Here is a 24,535-nt window from a genome sequence, read left to right as displayed (position 1 = left end):
ACCCTTGGACGGGCACGCCTTTGCGAGGAGAACCACATGATCACCCGAATGAGCAAGCTGTTCGTGCATACTCTGCGCGAGGATCCCGCCGATGCCGAGTTGCCCAGCCATCGCTGGCTGGTACGAGCAGGCTACATCCGTCGTGCTGCTCCGGGCGTCTACTCATGGTTGCCTCTTGGTTTGGCCGTGTTCCACAAGGTATCGGCCATCATCCGCGAGGAAATGAATGCGATCGGCGCCCAGGAGGTGCTGCTTCCCGCGTTGCTTCCCCGTGAGCCCTACGAAACTACCAACCGGTGGAGCGAATACGGCGACAACCTCTTCCGTCTGGTTGACCGCAAGGGCGCCGATATGTTACTCGGGCCTACCCATGAGGAGATATTCACCTTGGTGGTGAAGGATCAGGTGAAATCCTACAAGGACCTGCCATTGTCCCTCTACCAGATCCAAACCAAATACCGTGACGAGGTCAGGCCTCGGGCTGGGCTGCTTCGCGGTCGCGAATTTGTCATGAAGGATTCCTATTCCTTCGATCTCGACAAGGCGGGTCTCGATGCATCTTATCTCGCTCACAGGGAGGCCTACATCCGGATCTTCGACCGTCTGGGTATCGACTACGTCATCGTCCAGGCGAATGCCGGGGCCATGGGTGGGTCGGCGTCTGAGGAATTCCTGGCCGTCTCCGACAACGGTGAAGACACCTTCGTTCGTTCGCCCGGCGGTTATGAGGCAAATGTCGAGGCGGTCAACCGGCCGCTGGCTCCGGAGGTCGATGCTTCCAGAGTGCCGTTGCCAGTGTTTCATCCCACCCCCGGAGCTGCCACCATCGAGACCTTGGTCGACCAGGCAAACCAGCTGTTCCCCCGTTCCGACCGTGGGTGGCGGGCCAGCGACACCCTGAAGAATGTCGTGTTTAAGCTAACCCATCCCGACGGTCGGACCGAGGCGTTGGCCATTGGCTTGCCCGGCGATCGACAGGTCGACGAGAAGCGTCTAGAGGTGGCTGTTGCCCCGGCGGTGGCCGAGGCCTTCACCGAGGATGACTTTGCTGCCCACCCGCAATTGGTCAAGGGATACATCGGTCCGGGTGCACTGGGCATTGGTTCGTTGCATGAGGGAGTCGAGACCCCGGCCAATGCGGTGCGCTACTTGGTCGATCCGGATGTGGTGAACGGTACCAGTTGGCTGACCGGTGCCGACGAATATGACAAGCATGTGGCCTGGTTGACAATGGGCCGCGATTTCACCCCTGATGGGCACATCGATGTCGCCGAGATCCGCGAAGGGGACATGGCCCCCGATGGGTCGGGGCCGCTGCGGCTGGCTCGTGGCATTGAGATGGGCCATATTTTCCAGCTCGGAACCAAATACGCCGAAGCTTTGGGGCTGAAGGTGCTTGACGACGATGGGAAACTCAACATCGTCATGATGGGCTCCTACGGCATCGGCGTCTCCCGTGCCGTGGCCGTGATCGCAGAGGAGAACTGCGACGACAAGGGCCTGTGCTGGCCACGCGCGCTCGCGCCCTTCGATGTAATGATCATTATCGCGGGCAAGGGGGAGGAACTGGCCGGGACCGCGGAGAAACTCGCGGCTGATCTGGATGCCAGGGGTGTCCGGGTATTGCTGGATGACCGTAAGGCCACCCCCGGGGTGAAGTTCACTGATAGCGAGCTGCTCGGCATGCCGACCTGCGTTGTCGTCGGACGGGCCCTCGCCGATGGTGAGATTGAGATACGGGACCGGGCCTCCGGACGAGCGCGCCGGGTGGCAGCGAACATCGCAGTGAGTGAAATACTCACCGAGATCGGCCGCGGCTGATAACCCCGGGTATCCCCTCGGGTGGGAAGAAAAGTCAGTCGTCGAGGAGTAGTTCCGCGCCACGGACACCGGTGAGCAGCCGTGGATCGAATTCCTTGCCCTGTTGGATGACCGACATGGTTCCGTCGGTCTCCAGCACGATGCCCCGGATATCGTCCAAGGAACCGACCCCAGCGGTGCGCAGCCGCTGCCTCAACATGCTTTCGGTGACGTGGTAGCGGTGCATCTGATCGTGCACGAGTGATCCCTGGGCGAACAGGACCACCGCTCGTCGGTGGCCAATGAGTCCAGAGCGTCTTGCAGTGCCGAAGAACCGCTCCATCACCACCAGCGATCCCAGCGCGGCCAGCCCCACCATCAGCGTGGGGCGTGGCCCAAGCATTGCCCTTCCGGTGACCGCGCCGAGCACCAGGACCACGGCTAGCCCAGTTCCGGACCGATTCGCATACAAACGCTGGCCAACCGTGCGCAGAACAGCCGTTAGCACCAAGTAACAAACCACCGATGCGATGCCGGTAGCGACGAGCTGGGGGAGGGTGATGCCCACTTGGTTCCAGAGCTCAGCCAAAAAATCCATTGTTCGTCTCTGTTCCACCGGTTCACACCCAACCGGGCCAAGTGGTCAGCGGAATCCCACGTTCCATGGCACGTACGGCGTGGACTCCTGCCAGATGATGATGCTCCGGCAGCAGACTGGGGTTCGCGGCATGGAAACGTAGCCAAGCAGCCATAATCGCTGCTTCGCGGGCGCCGATCTGTTGGTCGTGGGTGCTGGCGGCGGAGGGATCGAAGGCCAGTTCTTGATCCGGGGCACTGGCCGACAGGGTGATCCCGGTGGTGCTGAGATCCACGATCATCTCATCCCGGTCCTTGTGCGCCTGCCCGAGCCAGCCCGCCACCAAGTCCCGCCTGGCAGGATCGGTTAGATGGCCAAGAACGGCTTCGAGGACGAAGATCAGTTCGTCCTGACGGGCGAGTAAAATCCCGGCACTGTCGGTTGCCAGATCCCCACTCAGCGTGATGGGAACCGTGTTGCCGACCACCGGTGGTGGTAGCGCGGTGAGGTCGTTGCCGGACACCACCTGCGCCACGAGCCCTGTCGAACCGTAAAGCAGCCCCATGCTGGTGCCCGCGTCGCGGGCAAGGAAACGGGTAAGGGGAACGATCTCGGTACAGTCGGAGACGACTTGATCCCAGGTGGCCGAGGTCTCCTCATCTGGTGTCGCCACGCGGTCGAGTCCGGGGCGCGGAGTGGGATCTGCCTGAACCCCACCCAAGGGGTTGCTGCGGGCGATCACCGTTGCATGGATGGTGAACAGGGTGGCCAATTCACTTGCCCACGGATGGTCCACGACGGTGGATCTGGCCGCGACGAGATGCAATCGGCTCACCAGTTCGGGTAATTCGCCGGGGATCGCGGTGGAGCGCTGCCCTGAATAGCGTCGGATCCGGGGATCGGGCACGCAACTGACGACCGTCGAAGCAAGCATGGTACAGGCGCCGACCAGCAGCGCGCGGCGGGACGGACGGATCACGTGAAGTACACTAGGGGATCGGTCTTCCTCCGGGGCGGCCGACGGCAACTCGACACGACAAGAGGATCTGACATGACGCACGACGACATCGCAGAACTGTTGACGGGAGTCCTCAAAGCCTTGGATCTCGAGTTGGATCGCTTGGAGATCACGAAGGCCGGGAAACGGCGTGTGGTCAGGGTGACCATTGATGGAGACGGCCCCAATCATGCGGGTCCCGACATGGACCAAGTGGCCCAGGCGACTCGGGCAGTCTCCAAGGTCCTCGACGATGCCGGTGCCATGGGCGAGAGCCCCTACACTCTCGAAGTCGGTACCCGTGGCGTGACGACCCCGCTGTCGCGCCCAGCCCATTACGCGCGTCGCATTGGACGATTGGTGCGCATCACCACGACCGAGGGCGTGATCACTACAGGTCGAGTCTCATCGGCTGATGAGACATCCGTGACTATCGAGGTCAACCAACTCCCTGTCGTCCTGGATTTCACCGAAATCGCCGAGGCGATCGTCCAGGTCGAGATGAACCGCCACATCGACGACGACATCGAAGAAAGGGATGAGTGATGGAGATCGATCTTTCACCGCTGAGGCTCATTGAGCGTGAGAAGGGCATCCCCTTCGACTACCTGCTCAAGGCTCTCCAAGACGCCCTGCTCAACGCCTACCTCAAGACAGAGGGGGCCCATTCCGGGGCCAGCCTCGAAATCGACACCAAGGCAGGACGGGTCGCCGTGATGGTCCCTGAACGCAACGAGGAGGGTGAGATCATTGGCTATGCCGACGACACCCCCTCCGATTTTGGCCGGGTGGCAGCTTCGACGGCTCGCCAAGTGATCGTGCAGCGACTACGTGAACACGAGGATGAACAAAAGTACGGTCGGTTCTTGGCATCGGAGGGGGACATTCTCGCCGGGGTCATCCGGCAAGATCGCAACACCCAAGCGGTGCGCGTGGATCTGGGTGACACCGAGGCTATCCTCCCGCTGGCCGAACAGGTGCCGGGGGAACAATATCCCCACGGCAAGCGGCTACGTGTCTATGTCGTTCAAGTACGTCGCGAATTGCGCGGACCGCAGGTGGTAGTCTCACGCACTCACCCGAATTTGGTGAAGAAGCTGTTCGCCCTGGAGGTCCCGGAGATCGAGCAGGGTCAAGTGGAGATCAAGGAGATCGCCCGCGAGGCAGGCCACCGCTCGAAGATCGCGGTTCGTTCCCGCAATCCGGAGATCAACGCCAAAGGTGCCTGCATCGGGCCTATGGGTCAGCGGGTACGTGCGGTGATGCACGAGCTGAACGAGGAGAAAATCGACATCGTCGACTGGGACGAGGATCCCGCGGCCTTCGTGGCTAACGCCTTGTCTCCGGCGAAGGTGTCTTCGGTGACCGTGATCGATGCTTCCGCACGCACCGCCCGGGTTGTTGTTCCCGACTACCAGCTGTCCTTGGCCATCGGCCGTGAGGGGCAAAATGCTAGGCTCGCGGCCCGGCTTACTGGTTGGCGCATCGACATTCGTTCCGACGCCGAGACCGCAGCTTCGCAGTGAGGCCGCGGCGCACCTGCGTAGGGTGTCGGAAGGTGGCTGACATCGATGAATTGCACAGATTTGTGCTTCTCGATGGAGTACTCACCCCCGATCCCGCTCGGCGCTTGCCCGGTCGCGGAGCTTGGTTGCATGCCGACCCGCAGTGCTTGATCGGTGCCCGGGCTGGTTTTTCCCGTTCCTTACGCACCAGCGTCGAAGTCTGTGGCTTGGTCGATTGGCTTGAGATGGAAGGTCTTGACCGGTCTTGACCAGATTCTTCCGCTCGGATGCGAGGCAGAATCCGGCCGCAGTGGAATGGTCCGATTGTTCGCAGTGTTTCACGTGTCCAATTGGGCTTGGGCGTGAATCAGCTATAAAGTGTCATCTGCGTGTCTTCGGGAGGATCCCGAAGAACCTCAATCCGTCCCGGGTCGGCTGCATACCGTGCGGCCGTTACATCGTGGCGGGCTCCCGGTGAGCTCGCAGGTCGGTTATGGGGGATCGCCGTGATCACGCTCAACAGAAGGTGGGCAAACGCTCATGACCACTCGATGAGTACGCGCCAATGAGCATCATGCACAACTAGTGGTCCCGGCCCCGGGCCTGGACCTGAAGGAGATCAGTGGCCAAGGTCCGTGTCTACGAGCTCGCGAAGGAGCTCGGGCTGGAAAGCAAGGAACTGCTCAAGATCCTCAAGGAGGAGGGCGAATTTGTTCGCTCGGCATCCTCGACGATCGAGGCGCCCGTTGTGCGCCGCATGCAGGAGAAGTTGAAGGGGGCAGGCGAGTCCACCCCCAAGAAGGCGGCCGACAAGGCCCCGACATCGAAGACGGCTGCTAAGTCTGCCGCGGCACCGTCGCAGGAGAAGACCGAATCCTCCAGGGTCCAGGTCGGTCCCACACCGACCCCGCGTCCTGGACCGGCACCGCGTCCTGCAGCTCCGAAGTCGAATCCTGTTGTACCCAAACCGGGTGCTTCGCGGCCGAGTGCTCCGCGTGCCCAGGCCGCCGAGAAGCCCTTAGTGACGAAACCCGCTTCTGACAAGCCGGGTGCCCCGGCTCCGGGGCCGCGTCCTTCGGCTCCTACTCCCGGGCCTCGTCCGGGAAGTACCCAGGGTCAGACTCCGCGGCCGGGTGCCCCGGCTCCGGGGCCGCGTCCTTCGGCTCCTATTCCCGGGCCTCGTTCTTCGGGTGGAGCACGCCCCACTCCGGGCAGTGTTCGTCGTCCCGGTGCCCCGCGTCCAGGCAACAATCCATTCGCGTCTTCCCAGGGCATGGGGCAACAACGCCGGGGGGGCGGTACCGGGCGTCAACAGCAGGGACGTGAGGGAGCCCGTTCCGGTGAAGCAAACCGCAGTGGTGCACGTCCCGCAGGGATGCCGCGTCCCGGTGGCACCAGTGGAATGCCCCGTCCTAACCCGGCGATGATGCCCAAGCATGCCAATCCTAATCTTGGTGCCAATCCCGCACCCGCGGGCCGTAGCCGTGGTTCCAGTGGCGGTAATCGTGGTCGTGGCGGGTTTGGCGGTAGCCCCGGTGGCCATCCCGGTGGCGGCGCGGGTGCACCGGCTGGGCGCGGTGGTCGTGGTGGCCGCGGCGGAACCCAGGGTGCCTTCGGACGCAGTGGAGGCGGCGGGCGTCGTGGGCGCAAGTCACGCAGGCAACGCAGGCAGGAATTCGACGACATGCAGGCGCCGACGATCGGCGGCGTGCGCATCCGTCAGGGCGACGGGCAGGCTATCCGGCTGCGTCGCGGATCCTCGCTGACCGATCTGGCCGAGAAGATCAACGTCGATGCAGCCCAGCTGGTGCAGGTTCTGTTCAACATGGGCGAGATGATCACTGCTACTCAGTCAGTCCCAGATGAGACTCTTGAGATCCTCGGTGCCGAGCTCAACTACAAGATCCAAGTCGTCTCTCCGGAGGACGAGGACCGGGAACTGCTAGAGAGCTTCGACCTTGAGTACGGTGAGGACATCGGTGGCGATGAGGATTTGGCGGATCGTCCGCCGGTGGTCACCATCATGGGTCACGTCGACCATGGCAAGACCAAGCTGTTGGACGCCCTGCGCCACACCAATGTGCAGGCCAAGGAGGCCGGTGGTATTACCCAGTCCATCGGCGCTTATCAGATCACCACTGCAGTGGATGATCAGCAACGGCCTATCACTTTCATCGATACCCCTGGCCATGAGGCTTTTACTGCCATGCGTGCCCGTGGTGCGAAATCAACTGACATCGCGGTTCTCGTAGTGGCGGCCGATGACGGCGTGATGCCGCAGACCATCGAAGCTCTCAACCACGCGAAGGCAGCCGACGTGCCAATCGTCGCGGCGGTCAACAAGATCGATAAAGAGGGTGCTGACCCGAATAAGGTTCGTGGTCAACTGATGGAATTCGGGCTTATCCCCGAGGAGTATGGCGGCGATACCATGTTCGTTGATGTCTCGGCCATCACCGGAAAGGGCTTGGATCAGCTGCTGGAGGCGATCGTGCTCACCGCCGATGCGGCCCTGGATTTGCGGGCAAACCCGACGATGGATGCCCAGGGCGTGGCCATCGAAGCCCATCTCGATCAAGGTCGTGGACCGGTGGCGACCGTGCTCATCCAGCGCGGTACGCTTCGTAAAGGCGACTCAATCGTCGCAGGGTCGGCCCACGGTCGTGTCCGGGCAATGATCAATGATCTGGGTGACCAGGTGGAGGAAGCTCCGCCGTCGATGCCCGTCCAGGTTCTGGGTCTCACATCGGTGCCCGGGGCCGGTGACTCTTTCATGGTCGTCGAGGATGACCGGGTCGCCCGTCAGATCGCCGCGAAGCGGGATGCGAACCGTCGCGCTGCGCTGCAGGCCCAGTCTTCGCGTCGGAAGACACTTGAGGAACTGTTCGAACAGCTGGAGAAAGGCGAGGCTTCCGAACTCACCCTCATCCTCAAAGGCGATGGCGCAGGTTCGGTGGAGGCCTTGGAAGACGCGCTGTCAAAGGTCGAGGTATCCGATGAGGTGTCGCTGCGAGTCATCGACCGTGGCGTGGGTGCCATCACCGAGACCAATGTCTCGCTGGCAGCGGCTTCCATGCCGCACGCGGTGATCATCGGCTTCAACGTTCGCCCTACCGTGCAAGCTGCACGCTTGGCCGATCAGGAGAACGTCGACATCCGGTACTACACCGTCATCTACGATGCGATCGACGAGATCGAGGCAGCCCTCAAGGGCATGCTCAAGCCGGTCTACGAGGAGAAGAGTCAGGGTTCTGCCGAGATCCGGGAGATCTTCCGCTCCTCCAAGTTTGGCAACATCGCTGGATGTCTGGTTACCGACGGGCACATCAAGCGCAACGCCAAGGCACGCCTGGTGCGCGACGGCGTGGTCGTCAATGAGTCCTCGATTGCTTCGCTACGGCGTGAGAAGGACGATGTGACCGATGTTCGCGAAGGTTACGAGTGCGGTATGACACTCGCCAATTTCAATGACATCCAGGTCGGCGACGTGATTGAGACCTATGAGATGGTCGAGAAGCCGCGCGACTGATGACCGAATAACCGGTGGGCGGGGCCTTGCGACCCCGCCCACCGTCGTTTCCGGGAGGAACAATGACCAATCCACGCATCGCACGTACCGAGGAACAGATCGCTAAGATTATCGCCCGGATGTTGGAACGACGGATCAAAGACCCGCGTCTGGGCTTCGTCACCATCACCGGCGTGCGACTGACCGGCGACGGTCGGGAGGCCACCGTCTTCTACACCGACTTGGGGCGTTCCCTGGACGGTCGGGAGACCGATGCACCCGGGCACGTGACCAATACGGCGGCGGCCCTTGAATCGGCGAGGGGAATGCTGCGAAGCGCCATCGGTCAGCAGCTTGGGCTGCGTTTTACCCCGGCGTTGAGCTTCGTGCTTGATGCTTCGGAGGAAACTGGCCGGGCGATGGAAGACCTGCTGGCTCAAGTGCAGGCGGCCGATGCAGAACTTGCGGTCCGTCGCCAAGGTGCCAGTTATGCGGGGGATGCGGATCCCTACCGTCGCGATGACGAGGACGACCAGAAGTGACTCCGGTGGGAGTGCTGGTCGTCGACAAGCCCCAAGGAGTGACCTCTCATCAAGTGGTGGGGCGGATTCGCAAGATTTTTGGGACTCGGAAGGTTGGTCACGCTGGAACTCTGGACCCGATGGCGACCGGAGTGCTAATCGTGGGCATCGGTCGGGCCACCAGGCTGCTGGGGTACTTGGCTCTATATGACAAGGCCTATACAGCGACGATCAGGCTCGGTGCCACGACCACCACCGACGATGCCGAGGGGGAGATCCTTGAGACACGTGTCGCCGATGGGCTGGATCACGATGCTGTCGAACAAGTGATGGCCGGGCTGCGGGGCGCGATCGAGCAACGGCCCAGTTCGGTGTCAGCGATAAAGGTGAACGGAAAACGGGCCCATGCCTTGGTGCGGGCCGGGGAGCAGGTGCAACTACCGCCGCGCCCGGTCATGGTGTCACGATTCGAGGTGACCTCTTCGCGAACCGATGCTGGTTTCCTCGATCTCGATGTCGAGGTGGAATGCTCCTCGGGAACCTATGTGCGAGCCCTCGCCCGTGATCTGGGAGAGCAATTGGGGGTTGGGGGGCATCTCACTAGTCTGCGTCGCACTCGTATCGGGGGGTACCCAGTTGATGAGGCCATCGCGTTGGATGCGATTGAGGCCACCACGACACCGATGACCATGGACCAGGTGGCCAGGGCGTCATTCCCGGTGTGCGTGGTGAATGATGTCGATGCCGATCATGTTCGGCACGGGCGGCGCCTGAGTTTCGAGGTGGTGGCTGATCCGACTGGCGTCCTGTCCGCTGACGGTGAGTTGTTGGGACTGTACCGGCCCGACAACGGGACCTCCAAAGCGGTGAGTGTCCTGGTCGGCTGAGGACGCGATGATGCCCGATGGTGGCTTCGTGGGCCGGGTTCAGCGCAGCGAGAAATATTCTGCCACTCCGCTGAGCATCATCTGGATGGAGATGATCACCAGCACCAGACCCATCAGGCGTTCCACTGCGGTGAGTGCTTTCTCGCCGATGACCTTGTGCAGCGATGCAGAGAAGAACAACACCACCGCTGAGACCGCCCATGACAGTAATAGAGCGATCAGGTATTGGCCGATAGCCCCAGGGTTCCCAGAGACGAGGACCACCTCCATGGCCAGTAGGGAGGGACCGGCCACGTAGGGTACCGCCAAGGGTACGATAAATGGCTCGTCGTCGATCCGCTCCCGGAGACTGCGTTCTGGGGTGGGGAAGATCATCCGCAGGGCGATGAGCAGCAGCACCACGCCGCCGGCCACCGTCAACGAGGGTGCCTCGACGTGGAACAGACGCATGAAACCCCGGCCACCCACCAAGAACAGCAGCATGAGTACCAAGGCGATAAGCAATTCGCGGACCAAAACCCTCTTCTTGCGGTCCTCGGCGGTGTTACGCAGGGCAGTCAGGAAGAGGGGCACATTGCCCAAGGGGTCCATGACCATCGTGAAGATGACGGCCGACGAGATGACGAGTTCCACGAGGCCAGCATAGATTCACCGCCTACGGTGCACAATTTTCTGGAAAGAATTGTTGTGGCCGTGAATTTTGTGTGTTACTGCTCTTCCTTGCCCCGGTTTATCGCTCATTGCACGGCTTTTATTGCTTGCCTGTCCTTGGGTGGCAACATTCGTTCCGGTTGTCGAGAGCCTCCGGTTAGGCTGATCGGGCCAGAATCGTGAGCGTGTGCAGGAGTGATGGGTTGAGCAGGGACAGTGTAGTGATCATCGGGAATTTCGACGGTGTCCATCGTGGGCATCAGGATCTTCTTGCTAGGGCCCGCGACCGCGCCGCCGAGATCAGCCCCCTCACCGCACCGCAACTGATCGTTGTGACGTTCTGGCCGCACCCGATGAAGGTAATCCTACCTGACCGTGCCCCGCAGTTGCTCATGTCGCTGGCTGACCGGATCGAGGCGCTCAAGGTTGCCGGAGCCGATCAGGTGAGGGTCGTACAGTTCACCTCGGATCTGATGACTTGGGCCCCGGAACGTTTCGTGAACGCGGTTCTCGTACCGCTGGCCCCGAAGCTGGTCATGGTGGGCAGGAATTTCACCTTCGGCGCCGGAGCCTCGGGCACCGCCGGGACCCTGGCCCGGCTGGGGGAAGAACGTTTCCAGGTGGAGATCATCGACCTGCATCGCTGTGGGAATGCCGACATCTCCTCGACTCTGGTCCGCCATTACCTTGTAGAAGGAGACGTCGAGCAGGCAGCTGAACTGCTCGGGCGTTGGTTCCGAGCCAGGGGAGTGGTTGTCATGGGCGACCAGCGTGGTCGCGATCTCGGTTTTCCCACGGCGAATCTGGTGGCCGTCGATGACATGGCTGTCCCGGCTGATGGTGTCTACGCAGGTTGGTTGACTAGGGTGGACGATCCCGGCAATCCGATGCCTGCTGCGATATCCGTCGGCATTAATCCGACCTTTGACGGGATGGAACGACGCATCGAATCGTATGTGCTGGATCGCACCGATCTCGACCTGTACGGGGTAGAAATCACCGTCGACTTCGTCGCACGGCTGCGCGGCATGGTGCGCTTCGACTCCATCGAAGCGTTGATCGCCCAGATGAGCGACGATGTTGCCGGGACCCGCGAGATGTTGCGGATCGGTTGAACCGGCGATTCGTCAGTTATCCGCTGCTCGTGCTAGTTTTCCTAGTTGCCGTCAGATCGGCCGCGGATGTCCAAGAGCCTCCACCGCAACCAGCACGGAGGCGCCGCGCAGCGAGAGAAAGGTTGACCCAATGGATGCAGAGACCAAGAAGAAGATCATTGAGGAATACGCCACTCATCCTGGTGACACCGGCTCGCCCGACGTACAGATCGCGCTGCTGTCGAAGCGCATCTCGCACCTGACCGAGCACCTCAAGCAGCATAAGGGTGATCACCATTCCCGTCGTGGTCTGATGCTGATGGTCGGGCAGCGTCGTCGGCTGCTCAACTATGTGGCCAAGGAGGACATCAACCATTATCGTGAGCTGATCGCACGCCTCGGCTTGCGTCGTTGAACCAGTTTTCAGCCGAGAGGGAGTCGTCCACGGGCGGCTCCTTTTTCGCGTGTCCGGTTGCCGCACCCGGCGCTGCGACGTGCAAACACCGGGTTCAACGGGCATGATTGGCCGCGGGTGACTTTATCCTCGCCGCCACCGGTGCGGATGCGTCGCCGACGTGCTCCCGAACGACAGGTTGGTCCTCGGTAGTGGCAAGCGGGTCATCGCAGGACGATACCCCGCTGGCCTCGATCGAAGACCGGCGCTGGACGTCGGGTGCGTGCCGCCACGGTCCGGCAACCTGTCGGGCCTGACTCCCTCGAGGCAGGCACCGTGCCCCTCGAGAGGTGCAAATCGGGTCACTTCCGCGGGATCCGAGGGCACCATGTGCCGGGAGACCGGCCAGCCGAGCCGGGTGACCGGCGAGAAAGGACAATTCCATGGAGGGTGAGAACCTCAAATATTCTGAAGCCATCATCGACAACGGCAAATTTGGCCGACATGTTATGCGCTTCGAGACTGGTGTGTTGGCTCAGCAGGCCGATGGCGCCGCAGCCGTCTACTTGGACGGCGACACCATGCTGCTGTCGGCGACTACCGCGCAGAAGACCCCACGCGAGTCGATCGACTTCTTCCCGCTAACCGTTGACGTCGAGGAAAAGATGTACGCCGCCGGGCGTATCCCCGGCTCTTTCTTCCGTCGCGAGGGACGTCCCTCGGAGGAGGCCATCTTGGCCTGTCGGCTGATCGACCGCCCGCTACGCCCCTCTTTCGTTAAGGGCCTGCGCAACGAGGTCCAGGTCGTCGTGACCATACTGGCTCTCAACCCTGCGGTCATGTACGACGTCGTAGCCATCAATGCCGCATCGATGTCCACCCAGATCGCCGGTCTGCCCTTCTCCGGGCCGATCGGTGGGGTTCGGGTTGCCCTCATCGACAACCAGTGGGTGTGCTTCCCAACCCATGATCAGGATTCCCGCGCCACCTTCTCCATGGTGGTCGCAGGGCGGGTGCTCGCCGACGGTGATGTGGCGATCATGATGGTCGAGGCCGAGTCCACTGAATCCACTTGGAATCTGGTGGCTTCGGGACGCACGGCCCCCACTGAAGAGATCGTTGCGGGTGGTCTGGAGGCCGCCAAGCCTTTCATCAGGGTACTGTGCGACGCTCAGCTCGAGTTGGCCGCCCAGGTTAACAAGGAAACTTACGACTTCCCAGTATTCAAGGAATACGAGGAGGACATGCTGGAGGCCGTCACCGAGCTGGCTGCCACCGAACTCGCCGAGGCGATGACCATCGTCGGCAAGCAGGAGCGTGACGACGCCACCCATGCGCTGCGTCAGCGCATCACCGAGGAACTCATCACCCGACCTGAATTCGCCGAGCGTGAACTCGAGGTGTCGGCTGCCTTCAAGGCCCTCACCAAGAAGATCGTCCGCCGTAGGGTGCTCACCGATGGTCTGCGCATCGACGGGCGCGGTCCCAAGGACATCCGTCCGCTGTCAGCCCAGGTCGGTATCATCCCGCGGGTGCACGGTTCGGCCTTGTTCCAGCGCGGTGAAACTCAGGTGATGGGCATTACCACCTTGAACATGCTCGATATGGAGCAGAAGCTAGACACCCTGTCACCGGTGACCAACAAGCGGTACATGCACAACTACAACATGCCGCCTTATTCCACCGGTGAGACCGGCCGGGTCGGTTCGCCAAAGCGCCGTGAAGTCGGTCACGGTCGACTTGCCGAGCGTGCCCTGGTGCCGGTGCTACCGTCCCGCGACGAATTCCCCTACGCCATCCGTGAGGTCTCTGAGGCAATCGGCTCCAACGGATCCACCTCAATGGGTTCGGTCTGTGCTTCGTCGTTGGCCATGATGAATGCCGGTGTACCACTGAAGGCTCCCGTCGCCGGTATCGCAATGGGCCTGATGAGTGAAGAAATCGACGGACAGACTCGTTACCTCGCCCTGACCGATATCTTGGGTGCCGAAGACGCCCTAGGTGACATGGACTTCAAGGTGGCTGGTACCAAGGATTTCGTCACCGCCCTGCAACTCGACACCAAGCTCAACGGCATCCCTGCCGATGTACTGGCCAGTGCCCTGCTCCAGGCCCGCGATGCCCGGCATACCATCCTGGCCGTGATGAACGAGGCCATCGACACTCCCGATGAGATGAGTGAATTCGCGCCGCGGATCATCACCGTGCACATTCCGGTCGACAAGATCGGCGAGGTGATCGGCCCCAAGGGCAAGGTAATTAATCAGATCCAGGATGACACCGGTGCCAACATTTCCATCGAGGATGACGGGACTATTTACATCGGTGCCGCCAACGGGGAGTCCGCCGAATCGGCCCGTACCATGATCAATGCCATCGCGAACCCGACCACGCCGGAGAAGGGCGAGCGGTACCTTGGCACCGTGGTGAAGCTGACGACCTTTGGCGCCTTCGTCTCCCTGTTGCCCGGAAAGGACGGTTTGCTGCACATCTCGAAGATGCGCCAGCTGAACGGTGGCCATCGGGTCGAGTCTGTCGAGGACATCGTCTCGGTCGGCCAGAAGATGCAGGTGGAGATCTCCGACATCGACGATCGCGGCAAGCTGTCGCTGGTTCCGGTCATTGAAGGTGAGAATTCCACGGACGCCAAGTCCGAGTAATGGTCGCCTGATGAGGGGCTCCGGTCGCTGGCTGGGGCCCCTCACGTTGTGAGGACTGTGGTTGACTTGATGCATGGAGTTCATGTCCGTCCCTAAGGCCACCTCGGGTGACCGGATTGCGGTTCTTTCCCCGTCACTCGCGGCCCCCGCCATTGGACCGGAGGTTCACGAGCAGGCGCTCAGCCGTCTTGAAGCCGTGACCGGACTCATTCCAGTGGAATACCCCACGACCCGGAAGCTGGGAGCTTCGGCGAAGGACCGGGCTGATGACCTCAATGCGGCTTTTGCTGATCCTGGGATCCGAGCCGTCATCGCGACCATCGGCGGGGAAGACCAGATCACCGTCGTTCCCCACCTGGATGTCCGGCTGGCCCGCAATGATCCCAAGCCGGTGCTTGGCTACAGCGACAATACCAATCTGCTGAACTGGTTGTGGACCAACGGCATTCCGGGGTTCTATGGCGGATCCACCCAGGTGCATCTCGGTCCGGGTCCCGATGTCGACCAGATTCATGCGAGATCCCTACGGGCTGCACTGCTGGGCTCGGAGCCTTTGGAGATCACCGACCCCGGGGAGTCGGAGGACTTCGGTTTCGACTGGACCGACCCACGTGCCTTGACCAGTTTCGGCAAGCGGGAGGCAACCGAGCCATGGGTCTGGGCTGGACCTGCCCGTTCGGTCAGCGGTCGTACCTGGGGAGGATGCATTGAAGTATTGCAATGGATTCTCGCCGCAGGCAGGTTCCCTGCGGATGTAGCGGTGATGGAGGGAGGGATTTTGCTTTTGGAGGCTTCCGAGGAGTTGATCTCAGCACGTGAATTCGGCTTCATGCTGCGGGCACTCGGAGAACGTGGACTGATTGCCGCAGTCGGTGCCGTGATCATCGCTCGCCCACCTGCTTCGAACTTCGTGTGCAGACCATCGGATCAGCAGCGCAAGGCTCATCGCGACGAGCAATATGAGATGGCCTTCACCATGGTCGAGCGCTACAACCCACAGGCAGTGGTTGTGGCGGGTGTTCCTTTTGGGCACACCCGTCCACAGTGGATCATTCCTCATGGAGGAATGATGACCGTGGATGGGGAGCGTCGGTGTCTTGTTGCTGACTACTCATGAGTTCACAGGGAGGCATCTGTGGATGCCGGGTGGCTCTCCTCGGTCGGGCAGTTGTGTCCCCGAGGACGTGCAGCGTGTTGTGTAGCTGGTCAGACCAAGGGATGCTGCCTTGAGGCTCGCGATCGTGATGACCCAGCCGATTGGGATGGGGATTGGTGCAATATTTAAGCCACTGACATCAGGGACCTCGAACCGGCCAATGCCCCTTGGCTGTAGGTGAGGTCGTGGACTCGAGTTGGGCCAGATCGGAAATTAGGCTTAGGTGCAACGGAAGGGGAAGCAGATGAAGATTGCGGTATTCGGCGCCAAGGGACGCATGGGACAGGAGATCTGCTTGGCCATCGACGCGGCAGCGGACATGGAACTCGTTGCGGCCCTTGATGCGGGCGATGACCGGGAGGCGGCGCTTGGCGCTGATGTAGCCATCGATTTCACCCACCCCGATGTTGTGATGGACAACATATCTTGGTGCCTGTCGCACGGCATGCATGTCGTGGTGGGCACCACTGGAATGAGTGAGGAGCGGATCGCCACTGTGCGGTCCTGGTTGGTGGCTCATCCCGGGGTGAATGCACTGATCGCCTCAAACTTTTCGATCGCCGCCGTGTTGATGATGGCTTTTGCGGCCAAGGCTGCCCCTTTCTTTGAGTCTGCGGAGATCATCGAACTGCACCATCCCGGTAAGGCTGATGCTCCCTCCGGGACAGCGGCGAATACCGCACGGATGATGGCCGAGGCTCGCAGCCAGGCAGGATGCCCGGTGATGCCGGATGCCACCACTCACGAGACCGACGGCGCTCGCGGTGCTGACGTAGCTGGCGTGCACGTCCATTCGGTGCGGCTCACTGGACTGTTCGCCCACCAAGAGGTGGTGCTGGGTAATCCTGGTGAAATGCTCACCATCCGTGATGATGGCTTCCAGCGTTCGGCCTACATGCCTGGCATCCTCGCCGGTATACGTGCTGTCATGGAACGTCCGGGATTGACCTTGGGTATCGAAGAGATCCTAGGCATCTGAGTGGGATCACCCGGTGCACCTGGAGCTGTGCGTCGCCGCGACCGGAGCTTGTTGGAGTTACTACTGCGGTGGTCAGTCGATGACCGTGTGCAGGCGCACCATCTTGACCCGGTGTTTACCGGTCTCATCGCCAATCTCCTGGTGAGCCCCGTCGGGTTCCCAACCGGATTCATTGAGCAGAGTCCGAGTGATGTCGTCGTTACTGATCACCCACCATGTCGCGCGTTCGAAACCATCGGCGCGCAGGGTATCGACGGCGGCGTGCATCAGCCGATCTTCGTGGCCCGCTCCCCAGTGATCGGGGAGCACACAGAACTCGGTGATCGCGCCCGTGGTAGGTTCCGCGTCCTCATCTTCACAGGGCCCTACAGCGGTGAAACCGACAATCTGGCCGTTGGTATCGGTAGCGACCAGCAGCCGGTAGGTCGCCAGGGGTGGACTCAGGATGGCTGCGGTCCAAGCGATGGTCATCTCCTCGGGATCCACCTCGGTGAGCATCTCCGCCATCGCGGGGCGTACTGCCCAAGCGGCGCGCTGCACCCGGGTGATGACGGCAGCTTCAGCAGGCAGGGGAAGTCTCACGGAGGCTGGATGCATGACCCAATCCTAGGTTCAATCCTGGGTTGTACCTTCGTGATGCCGCTTCAGTGGGTGCGGAAGGTTTAGACTTCGAAACGATATGACTGAGCTGCAGACTCCGCCGAAGCTGGCGCGCGACACTTTGAGAATCGTTCCTCTCGGTGGCCTCGGAGACGTCGGTCGCAACATGACCGCCTTCGAGATCAACGGCAAGATCCTGCTCGTAGACTGTGGTGTGTTGTTCCCCGAGGAGGCCCAGCCCGGGGTGGACCTCATTCTTCCCGGTCTCGATTTCCTGTCCGAGCGCCTCGACGACATCGTCGCCCTGGCCTTGACCCATGGGCATGAGGACCACATCGGGGCGGTGCCCTATCTACTACGGTGCCGCTGCGACATCCCAGTCTACGGCTCGCGGCTCACTCTGGCTTTTGTCGAAGGGAAGCTCAAGGAACACCGCTTGGCTCGGGATGCGATGCTGCACACCGTCACCGAGGGGGACCGGATCTCACTCGACGAGTTCGAGCTCGAGTTCTTTGCCGTCAACCACTCGATTCCTGATGCCCTGGCGATCGGAATGCGTACCGCGGGCGGCACCGTACTGCACACTGGCGACTACAAGATGGACCAACTCCCGTTGGACCGGCGGATCACCGATTTGCGGGGTTTTGCACGGTTCTCCTTGGAGGGCGTTGACCTGCTGATGGCCGATTCCACCAATGCAGAGGTGCCCGGGTTCACCGCCCCGGAAAAGAACATCGAACCAGCTCTAGAGAGAGTCTTCGCCACTGCAGGGAAGAAACTCGTGGTGGCCTGTTTCGCATCCCACGTGCATCGCGTGCAGCAGATCATGGACTTGGCCGATGCTTATGACCGCAAGGTCGCCTACATCGGACGATCCATGGTCAAGAACATGGGTATTGCTCACCAACTGGGTTTCCTTGGTGTACCCCCGGGTATCCTCATCAAGTTAGAAGACATCGACAAGTACCCCGACGATCGGGTGGTGATCATCTCCACCGGGTCTCAGGGGGAACCATTGTCCGCACTGGCTCGTATCGCCCGCCAGGAGCACCCTGCCATCCAGGTCGGAGACGGCGACACGGTGCTGCTCGCTTCCTCCCTTATACCTGGCAATGAGAACTCCGTGTTCGGAGTGATCAACGGGCTGGTTGGCCTCGGGGTCAACGTGGTGCACAAAGGCAATGCCTTCGTACATGTGTCCGGACACGCGTCGGCCGGGGAACTGCTGTACACCTACAACGTGGTTCAGCCGCGCAATGCGATGCCTATCCACGGTGAGATCCGTCACTTGGTGGCCAACGGGAAACTCGCTGAGGCCACCGGAATCCCTGCCGAGCGGGTCATCGTTGCCCGTGACGGGGCAGTTGTAGACCTGCACGACGGAGTGGCCCAACGGGTGGGTCAGGTTGAAATGCCCTACATCTTCGTCGACGGTTCGACGGTCGGTGATGTCACCGAGACCTCCCTATCCGATCGCCGGATCCTGGGCGAGGAAGGGTTTATCTCGATCGTTGCCGCCGTGCGGCTCTCGGACAAGGCCATCATCTCAGGTCCTACCCTCGACGCTCGCGGTTTCCTGGAGGATCCGAATGTCTTCGACTCGGTCACCGAAGATGTTCGCAAGGCGTTGATCGAGTCTCTCGCGGAGGGGAACACCGACTCCCAGAAACTGCAGCAGGTGATCCGCAGGGTTGTGGGCAGGTGGGTGTCGCGCACCTACCGTTCGCGCCCGATGATCATTCCGGTTGTCGTCACGATTTGAGTCGGCCCGCGGTTTCTGGCTACTATTCACAGGTTGCCTCTGAAAGGAGGCTCAACCCCTTGACTGTACATGACAAACAGGAGTGCTCGATGGCTGCCGTGTGTGACGTTTGCGGTAAGGGTCCCGGTTTCGGACACAATGTCCCTTGGTCGAAGAAGAAGACCAACCGCCGCTGGGATCCGAACATCCAGCGTGTGCGTGCGGTCGTCAATGGCGCTCACAAACGCCTGAACGTGTGCACCGGCTGTCTCAAGGCTGGTCGCGTCGAGCGCTGAACTCGCACAGACTTGGAACAGTGACGTCCGTCACCCTTGTGGTGGCGGACGTTTGTGGTTTAGACGCCGGTGCTCGACGATAGGGTGGAATCGTGACCGCACAGCGCAATGGGAAGAAGCAGGCCAGCGCCCAACCGAGCCCATGGCGTACACCCGCATTTCAAGCCCTGGCCCAGCCACTGGGGATGGTTCTGGGTGCTCAGACGGCTAAGGCGCTTGGCTCCCTGAGGCTGCACACCGTCGGCGATCTGATGACCTTTCAACCCAGACGCTATTTCTTGGGCACCCAGACGACGAATCTAGCTGAGGTAGTGCCCGGGGAGGACGTCGCAGTCGTGGCCCGGGTTGCTCGCCAGGAAATCCGCACCAACCGTGACGGGCATTCCAAGCGGCTTGAGGTGCTGCTCACTGACGGGAACGGCAGGCTGAATGTCACCTTCTTCGCACGTCGGGCGCACCTGGCCGATTACTGGGCCAGGCAATTGTCCATGGGAGTCAAGGGCATCTTTGTTGGCAAGGTAGGGGAGTTCAACGGCCAACTCCAGATGACCCACCCGAATTTCGTCATGCTGGACGGCGACGGGAATATCGTCGGGGCGGCAGATGAGAAGAAGGCCTCTATGGTCACCCATGTGAACCGCTCCGGGTTAGTCGGCATCTACCCGGCGACCTCGCGAATTCCTACCTGGTCGGTGGGAGAGTACGCCAATTTCGTTCTTGATGGCCTGGCTGGGATGCCCGATCCGATGCCCGAAGCTCTGCGTTTGGAACTGGAACTTCCGGAACTGTCCACCGCTTACCAACAAATCCATCGCCCCGTCGACGCGCGGGATCCTGACCTGGGGATGGAGCGTCTCAAACTCGACGAGGTCTTGGCTCTTCAGGTCACCATGGCCCGTCGGCGGCGCGAAGCGATCACCCGTGTCGCCCCAGTGCTGGCGAGTCGCGCCGACGGCCTACTCGCAGCCTTTGACACGCGCCTTCCCTACCAACTCACCGATTCCCAGCAACGAGTTGGGGCCGAGATTAATGCCGACTTGAGATGTGAGACCCCCATGCAGCGGCTGCTGCAGGGGGAGGTTGGCTCTGGGAAAACGATTGTGGCCCTGCGTGCGATGCTCACTGCGGTCGATTCTGGGCACCAAGCGGTGCTGTTGGCTCCCACGGAAGTTCTGGCCACCCAGCACCACTCCTCGATTATCGAAATGCTTGGCGATCTGGGGCAGGGAAGAGTACTTGGCGCACCGGAAAGTGCGACCGAGGTCGTGCTGCTCACCGGCTCGATGACCGCTACCCAGCGCCGGGAACGGCTGGCCAAAGTGGCCAGCGGCGAGGCAGGAATCATCGTGGGAACCCATGCCGTGCTGGGGAGTACGGTGCATTTCGCATCGCTGGGGTTGGTTGTTGTCGACGAACAACACCGCTTCGGGGTTGAGCAGCGAGCCATCCTCACCGACCGCCACACCCTGGCCCCGCACCAGTTGGTGCTGACGGCCACCCCCATCCCGCGGTCTATCGCCATGACGGTCTTCGGCGATCTTGAGGTCTCCATTCTCGACCAGCTCCCGGCGGGACGCCAGGAGGTGCAGACCAGTGTTGTACACACCGGCACTCACCCGGGCTGGCTGGAGCGGGCCTGGCAACGGATCCGTGAGGAGGTTGCCGCTGGCCACCAGGTTTTCATCGTTGCTCCGCGGATCGACGCGGATGACGACGGTGCTGGGCTGGCTTCGGTGGTGGAACTGCACACCCGGTTGTCCCAGGGCCCGCTACGAGGGCTGCGTACCGGGCTGCTGCACGGTCGGCTGCCAGTCGAGGAGAAGGATGCGACGATGGCCGCTTTCGTGGCCGGGTATCTCGATGTCCTGGTGTCCACCACCGTCATTGAGGTGGGGGTGGATGTTCCGAATGCCACGATGATGGTCATCATGGATGCCGACAGATTCGGCATTTCTCAACTTCACCAGCTGCGGGGACGTATCGGCCGGGGTCAGTACCCCGGGGTGTGCTTGCTGGTCACGGCCGTGGAACCTGGTTCGGTTGCGGCCGGACGACTCTCTGCGGTAGCCGCTACCCGGGATGGTTTTGCCCTCGCCGAACTCGACCTGGCCCAACGCCGCGAAGGCGATGTCCTGGGTTCCTCCCAAGCCGGAGGCCGCTCCACGCTCAGATTGCTGAGGGTTACTGACGACGCCAATCTCATCGCGATGGCGAGACAGATTGCGGAACGGATCGTCGATGACACCGACCCCGATGTGCGTGCCTGGTGCGATGACATGGTCACCCGGACGCTGCGTATGGCCGACGCGGAGTGGATGGAACGAGGCTGATCGGTCCACTCAACGATGTGAGTGGTTTCCTGCGGCAGTGATCTTCTCGGCAAGAGCTTGCGCGTAGGCATCGTCATCGAAATTTACGAGATCAATATCGGCGCCTGTCCATGCCGACAGGTGCATGGCATTGGCCAACCGTACTTGGGCCAGACCCTCGGCGAGTCCAGCGAATAACGGGGTGCCGTCGGCGATGTGCTCAGCAAAGTTCTGCAGGGCTAGGGCGTGCTGCACACCCCATGGGGATTCATAGTGGGTGGTCGTGGCCGAATGGAAGCTTGAACGATCGAAGACTCCCGAGGGCACGAGTGCCGCGTCGGCGGGCGAAATACTACGGGCGATGGCGCGTTCGTCATCAACGTATCGCCACACGGTAACGTCGGCCGAGTCGTCGACGATGACCTTGCCCTCATCGAACAAAAGCTCCAACCGGTCGGTGCCTACCAGATCGTTGGTGCAGGTGGTCAGAGTACCGGTGGCCCCATCGGGGAACTCTACCAAGGCGCTAACCTCGTCCTCGACCTCAATGTCACGTCGAAAGCCGAAGCGGGCCCGGGAGAAGCAACGCTGAACATTGCCGCACAGCCACTGCCACAGATCGAGCTGGTGGGGAGCTTGGTTGACGAGTATTCCACCGCCTTCCCCGGCCCAAGAAGCCCGCCACGACGAAGAGTTGTAGTAGGCGTCGGGGCGCCACCAGTGGGTGATCATCCAGTTCGTGTGCCGCAGCCGCCCTAGAGCACCGGAACTGATCAGCCCGTGAAGATCTCGGTACAGGGGATTAGCGCGCTGGTTGAACATCATTGCGATGCTCGCCTGTGGATGCGCGGCGGCTGTCGCGGCCAGGCGCACTACCGACTGAGAGGTGACCCCGGCAGGTTTCTCCAGCAGCACATGGATACCCCTGGTGATCGCATCGGTGGCAAGACCGGGATGGGACCAATGGGGGGTGGTGATCACCACCGCGTCCACGGTCCCGCTGTCCAGCATCTCGGTGAAACTAGTGAACAGTGGGACTCCGTGGGTGGCGGCGAATTCCCGGTGTGACTCCACCCGGGTGGAGCGCGGATTTGTGGCGCATAGGGCGGCGAGTTCAAGGTCTGGGATCTGTCCGGTAATCAACTGGGCATACAGCCTCCCTTGGGCACCCAGCCCGGCCACCGCGATGCGCACCATGTGGACTTCAGTCTTGTTGGGCGGTGCCAAAGGTGAAGGTGCGACCCGAGATCTGGGTGGTCGGGAGAATACGCACGAAGATTTCCTTCACTGTGGGGGTCCACGGGAGCAGCGGGGCCTTCTTCGCACGGGCGAGTTCATCGGCATCGGTGATCCGTTCGGCGGTGCCCTTGATCATGATCGACCAGCCGCCCTCGTCGGTCCAGTTGTCGACCTCGAAGACAACGTTGTTGTTGGTGGCCAAGGTCTCCATTTTCGAGCCCTCTGCAGAGCGAAAGATGAGGGACTCACCGTCGACATAGTAGTTAATCGGGAAGATCTCCGGAAGGTCCTCGGAGACCACACCGAGGCGACCGACCTCCTGGGATGCGAGGTAGCCCCAGCAGGAGTCTTCGGGGATGACGTTCATCGGGACGTTGTTGTCTGCCATGGGTCCATTCAACCGCAATCCAGGCCTTCTGTCTCCTGCCTGCTGTCCGCCACGCGGATGGAAGCGGATGGAATCCGTGGTGTAGCTGATGACGCGAGCAATAAACTAGGAGCGTGAGGATTATTGCCGGATTGGCACGAGGCCAGACACTGCGAGTCCCACCAGGGGATCGCACCCGGCCCACCACCGACCGAGTGAGGGAGGCTATCTTCTCCTTCCTCACCTCGTGGACCGGTAATTTAGATGCCCCCCAAGATGCTCAACTTGCCGGTCTGCGGGTACTCGACTTGTTCGCCGGAAGCGGTGCGATCGCCATCGAGGCGTTGTCGCGCGGCGCTCGTCAAGTGGTCCTCGTTGAATCGGACCGGGGAGCTGCCGAGGTGATCCGGGCGAACCTCGCAGCGACCAGTACCGCAGGCCGGGCACAACTGGTCACCTCTACGGTCAACGCCTACCTGTCGGGGCCTGCGACAAGTTTCGATGTCGTGTGGGCCGATCCCCCCTATGTGATGGGGACCCAGGAGGTGAACCGGATCATCGCCGAAGTCGCTGCCAAGTGGTTGGCAGATGACGGCATCATCATCGTCGAGCGCTCGTGTCGCGATGAATCCATCACCTGGCCCAGAGGATTCGCCGACACCTGGCAACGCCGCTACGGTGAAACTGTCTGCTGCTTCGGACGCCCGGCCAGAAATCAGGAGGAACAGTGAATAGAACCATGATGCCCGTGCGGGCCGTGTGTCCGGGCTCCTTCGACCCGATCACCCGGGGACATCTGGACATCATCTCGCGTGCCGCTGAGGTCTTCTCCGAGGTCGTCGTGGCGGTGGGACACAACACCACCAAGAACTACTTGTTCGACTTTGGCGAGCGCGTCGAGCTGGCCCGCGACGCCATCGCCAATCTCGAGAACGTGCGGGTTGAGCCGATCCGAGGATTGTTGGTCGATTTCTGCCGACAACACGATGCCCGGGTCATCGTGAAGGGAGTGCGCTTCGGTTCCGATTTCGACTACGAATTGCAGATGTCCCAGCTCAACCGACAACTGTCGGGTATCGAGACGGTTCTGCTTCCGGCGGGACGCGAATACGGGACCATTTCTTCCTCGATGCTGCGCGAGGTCGCCCACAACGGAGCCGATATCTCTGCCTTCGTCACTGCGAAGGTCAATGCCGCGGTGCTGGCGAAGATCGCCGAGAACTGAGGCTTCCGTCACCGATTAGGCTGGATGGC

Annotated in this window: 23 protein-coding genes; 17 read left to right on the top strand and 6 right to left on the bottom strand. The window is 61.5% G+C overall.

Features of this window, described 5'->3' with window-relative positions; translation table 11 throughout:
• Window positions 1-48 precede the first annotated feature (48 nt).
• Window positions 49-1,821, top strand: coding sequence for a proline--tRNA ligase (locus HMPREF1531_RS11670; protein WP_198011101.1), 1,773 nt, complete (start codon window positions 49-51; stop codon window positions 1,819-1,821).
• A 34-nt stretch (window positions 1,822-1,855) separates the two neighbouring features.
• On the opposite strand, the gene HMPREF1531_RS11665 is transcribed toward HMPREF1531_RS11670, so the two are convergent.
• Together HMPREF1531_RS11665 and HMPREF1531_RS11660 are read right to left on the bottom strand one after the other, a co-directional pair.
• Window positions 1,856-2,398 carry a DUF421 domain-containing protein gene (locus HMPREF1531_RS11665; protein ID WP_016670161.1) on the bottom strand — a complete coding sequence of 181 codons (543 nt, stop codon included), beginning with the start codon at window positions 2,396-2,398 and terminating at the stop codon, window positions 1,856-1,858.
• Window positions 2,399-2,420: 22 nt separating this feature from the next.
• Entirely contained in the window at window positions 2,421-3,356 is a 936-nt protein-coding gene (locus HMPREF1531_RS11660; RefSeq protein WP_016670160.1) for a hypothetical protein, read from the bottom strand.
• 72 nt (window positions 3,357-3,428) lie between these two features.
• Between HMPREF1531_RS11660 and rimP the strand changes: the two genes are divergently transcribed.
• From rimP to truB, 6 genes are all read left to right on the top strand, one after another.
• Window positions 3,429-3,920 carry a ribosome maturation factor RimP gene (gene rimP, locus HMPREF1531_RS11655; protein WP_016670159.1) on the top strand — a complete coding sequence of 164 codons (492 nt, stop codon included), beginning with the start codon at window positions 3,429-3,431 and terminating at the stop codon, window positions 3,918-3,920.
• The gene (nusA, locus tag HMPREF1531_RS11650; protein WP_016670158.1) at window positions 3,920-4,900 is read left to right on the top strand and encodes a transcription termination factor NusA; all 981 of its coding nucleotides are present in this window, start codon (window positions 3,920-3,922) and stop codon (window positions 4,898-4,900) included. Before rimP ends, nusA begins: the two co-directional genes overlap by 1 nt.
• On the top strand, window positions 4,897-5,148 hold the full coding sequence (locus tag HMPREF1531_RS11645; protein ID WP_084669406.1) for a YlxR family protein: 252 nt from the start codon (window positions 4,897-4,899) through the stop codon (window positions 5,146-5,148). Before nusA ends, HMPREF1531_RS11645 begins: the two co-directional genes overlap by 4 nt.
• Before the next feature lie 353 nt (window positions 5,149-5,501).
• Window positions 5,502-8,408: a translation initiation factor IF-2 gene (gene infB, locus HMPREF1531_RS13435; protein ID WP_016670157.1), complete on the top strand. Its 2,907-nt coding sequence runs from the start codon at window positions 5,502-5,504 to the stop codon at window positions 8,406-8,408.
• 62 nt (window positions 8,409-8,470) lie between these two features.
• Window positions 8,471-8,929, top strand: coding sequence for a 30S ribosome-binding factor RbfA (gene rbfA / locus HMPREF1531_RS11635; RefSeq protein ID WP_016670156.1), 459 nt, complete (start codon window positions 8,471-8,473; stop codon window positions 8,927-8,929).
• Window positions 8,926-9,795: a tRNA pseudouridine(55) synthase TruB gene (gene truB, locus HMPREF1531_RS11630; protein WP_016670155.1), complete on the top strand. Its 870-nt coding sequence runs from the start codon at window positions 8,926-8,928 to the stop codon at window positions 9,793-9,795. The genes rbfA and truB overlap by 4 nt, the downstream gene beginning before the upstream one ends.
• A gap of 39 nt (window positions 9,796-9,834) precedes the next feature.
• Here truB and HMPREF1531_RS11625 read toward each other — a convergent pair whose 3' ends face one another.
• The gene (locus HMPREF1531_RS11625; RefSeq protein WP_016670154.1) at window positions 9,835-10,428 is read right to left on the bottom strand and encodes a MarC family protein; all 594 of its coding nucleotides are present in this window, start codon (window positions 10,426-10,428) and stop codon (window positions 9,835-9,837) included.
• A gap of 221 nt (window positions 10,429-10,649) precedes the next feature.
• Between HMPREF1531_RS11625 and HMPREF1531_RS11620 the strand changes: the two genes are divergently transcribed.
• The 5 genes from HMPREF1531_RS11620 to dapB all read left to right on the top strand — a co-directional run bounded on the left by HMPREF1531_RS11620 (window position 10,650) and on the right by dapB (window position 16,729).
• Window positions 10,650-11,561: a bifunctional riboflavin kinase/FAD synthetase gene (locus HMPREF1531_RS11620; protein WP_036899425.1), complete on the top strand. Its 912-nt coding sequence runs from the start codon at window positions 10,650-10,652 to the stop codon at window positions 11,559-11,561.
• 130 nt (window positions 11,562-11,691) lie between these two features.
• Complete coding sequence (gene rpsO / locus HMPREF1531_RS11615; protein WP_016670152.1) at window positions 11,692-11,955, top strand: 30S ribosomal protein S15; 264 nt, start codon at window positions 11,692-11,694, stop codon at window positions 11,953-11,955.
• Between the two features lie 422 nt (window positions 11,956-12,377).
• A complete protein-coding gene (locus HMPREF1531_RS11610; protein ID WP_016670151.1) occupies window positions 12,378-14,594 on the top strand; it encodes a polyribonucleotide nucleotidyltransferase in 2,217 nt (738 codons plus the stop codon).
• 73 nt (window positions 14,595-14,667) lie between these two features.
• On the top strand, window positions 14,668-15,711 hold the full coding sequence (locus HMPREF1531_RS11605; protein ID WP_016670150.1) for a S66 family peptidase: 1,044 nt from the start codon (window positions 14,668-14,670) through the stop codon (window positions 15,709-15,711).
• A gap of 283 nt (window positions 15,712-15,994) precedes the next feature.
• Window positions 15,995-16,729, top strand: coding sequence for a 4-hydroxy-tetrahydrodipicolinate reductase (gene dapB, locus HMPREF1531_RS11600; RefSeq protein ID WP_016670149.1), 735 nt, complete (start codon window positions 15,995-15,997; stop codon window positions 16,727-16,729).
• A gap of 72 nt (window positions 16,730-16,801) precedes the next feature.
• Here the strand turns inward: dapB and HMPREF1531_RS11595 are convergent, their stop codons facing one another.
• Window positions 16,802-17,326, bottom strand: a complete 525-nt coding sequence (locus tag HMPREF1531_RS11595; RefSeq protein ID WP_016670148.1) for a GNAT family N-acetyltransferase — start codon at window positions 17,324-17,326, stop codon at window positions 16,802-16,804.
• 82 nt (window positions 17,327-17,408) lie between these two features.
• Between HMPREF1531_RS11595 and HMPREF1531_RS11590 the strand changes: the two genes are divergently transcribed.
• The 3 genes from HMPREF1531_RS11590 (at window position 17,409) to HMPREF1531_RS11580 (ending at window position 21,696) form a co-directional block, all read left to right on the top strand.
• Window positions 17,409-19,091 carry a ribonuclease J gene (locus HMPREF1531_RS11590; protein ID WP_016670147.1) on the top strand — a complete coding sequence of 561 codons (1,683 nt, stop codon included), beginning with the start codon at window positions 17,409-17,411 and terminating at the stop codon, window positions 19,089-19,091.
• Between the two features lie 89 nt (window positions 19,092-19,180).
• Entirely contained in the window at window positions 19,181-19,366 is a 186-nt protein-coding gene (gene rpmB, locus HMPREF1531_RS11585; protein ID WP_036899423.1) for a 50S ribosomal protein L28, read from the top strand.
• Window positions 19,367-19,551: 185 nt separating this feature from the next.
• Window positions 19,552-21,696 (top strand): ATP-dependent DNA helicase RecG, encoded by a 2,145-nt coding sequence (locus tag HMPREF1531_RS11580; RefSeq protein WP_156860340.1) that lies wholly within the window; start codon window positions 19,552-19,554, stop codon window positions 21,694-21,696.
• A gap of 9 nt (window positions 21,697-21,705) precedes the next feature.
• Here the strand turns inward: HMPREF1531_RS11580 and HMPREF1531_RS11575 are convergent, their stop codons facing one another.
• A complete protein-coding gene (locus HMPREF1531_RS11575; RefSeq protein ID WP_016670144.1) occupies window positions 21,706-22,872 on the bottom strand; it encodes a Gfo/Idh/MocA family protein in 1,167 nt (388 codons plus the stop codon).
• A gap of 7 nt (window positions 22,873-22,879) precedes the next feature.
• Window positions 22,880-23,302 carry a pyridoxamine 5'-phosphate oxidase family protein gene (locus HMPREF1531_RS11570; RefSeq protein WP_016670143.1) on the bottom strand — a complete coding sequence of 141 codons (423 nt, stop codon included), beginning with the start codon at window positions 23,300-23,302 and terminating at the stop codon, window positions 22,880-22,882.
• Window positions 23,303-23,415: 113 nt separating this feature from the next.
• On the opposite strand from HMPREF1531_RS11570, the gene rsmD reads away from it, so the two are divergent.
• Both rsmD and coaD read left to right on the top strand, forming a co-directional pair.
• Window positions 23,416-24,012 (top strand): 16S rRNA (guanine(966)-N(2))-methyltransferase RsmD, encoded by a 597-nt coding sequence (gene rsmD, locus HMPREF1531_RS11565; RefSeq protein ID WP_016670142.1) that lies wholly within the window; start codon window positions 23,416-23,418, stop codon window positions 24,010-24,012.
• Window positions 24,013-24,029: 17 nt separating this feature from the next.
• The gene (coaD, locus tag HMPREF1531_RS11560) at window positions 24,030-24,506 is read left to right on the top strand and encodes a pantetheine-phosphate adenylyltransferase (protein ID WP_036899530.1); all 477 of its coding nucleotides are present in this window, start codon (window positions 24,030-24,032) and stop codon (window positions 24,504-24,506) included.
• Window positions 24,507-24,535: the final 29 nt, after the last annotated feature.

It is taken from the genome of Propionibacterium sp. oral taxon 192 str. F0372 (assembly GCF_000413315.1).
In the GTDB taxonomy this organism is placed as follows: domain Bacteria; phylum Actinomycetota; class Actinomycetes; order Propionibacteriales; family Propionibacteriaceae; genus Brooklawnia.
Note: the sequence above shows the minus strand (reverse complement) of the source record. Positions and strands in the feature narration are given on the sequence as shown.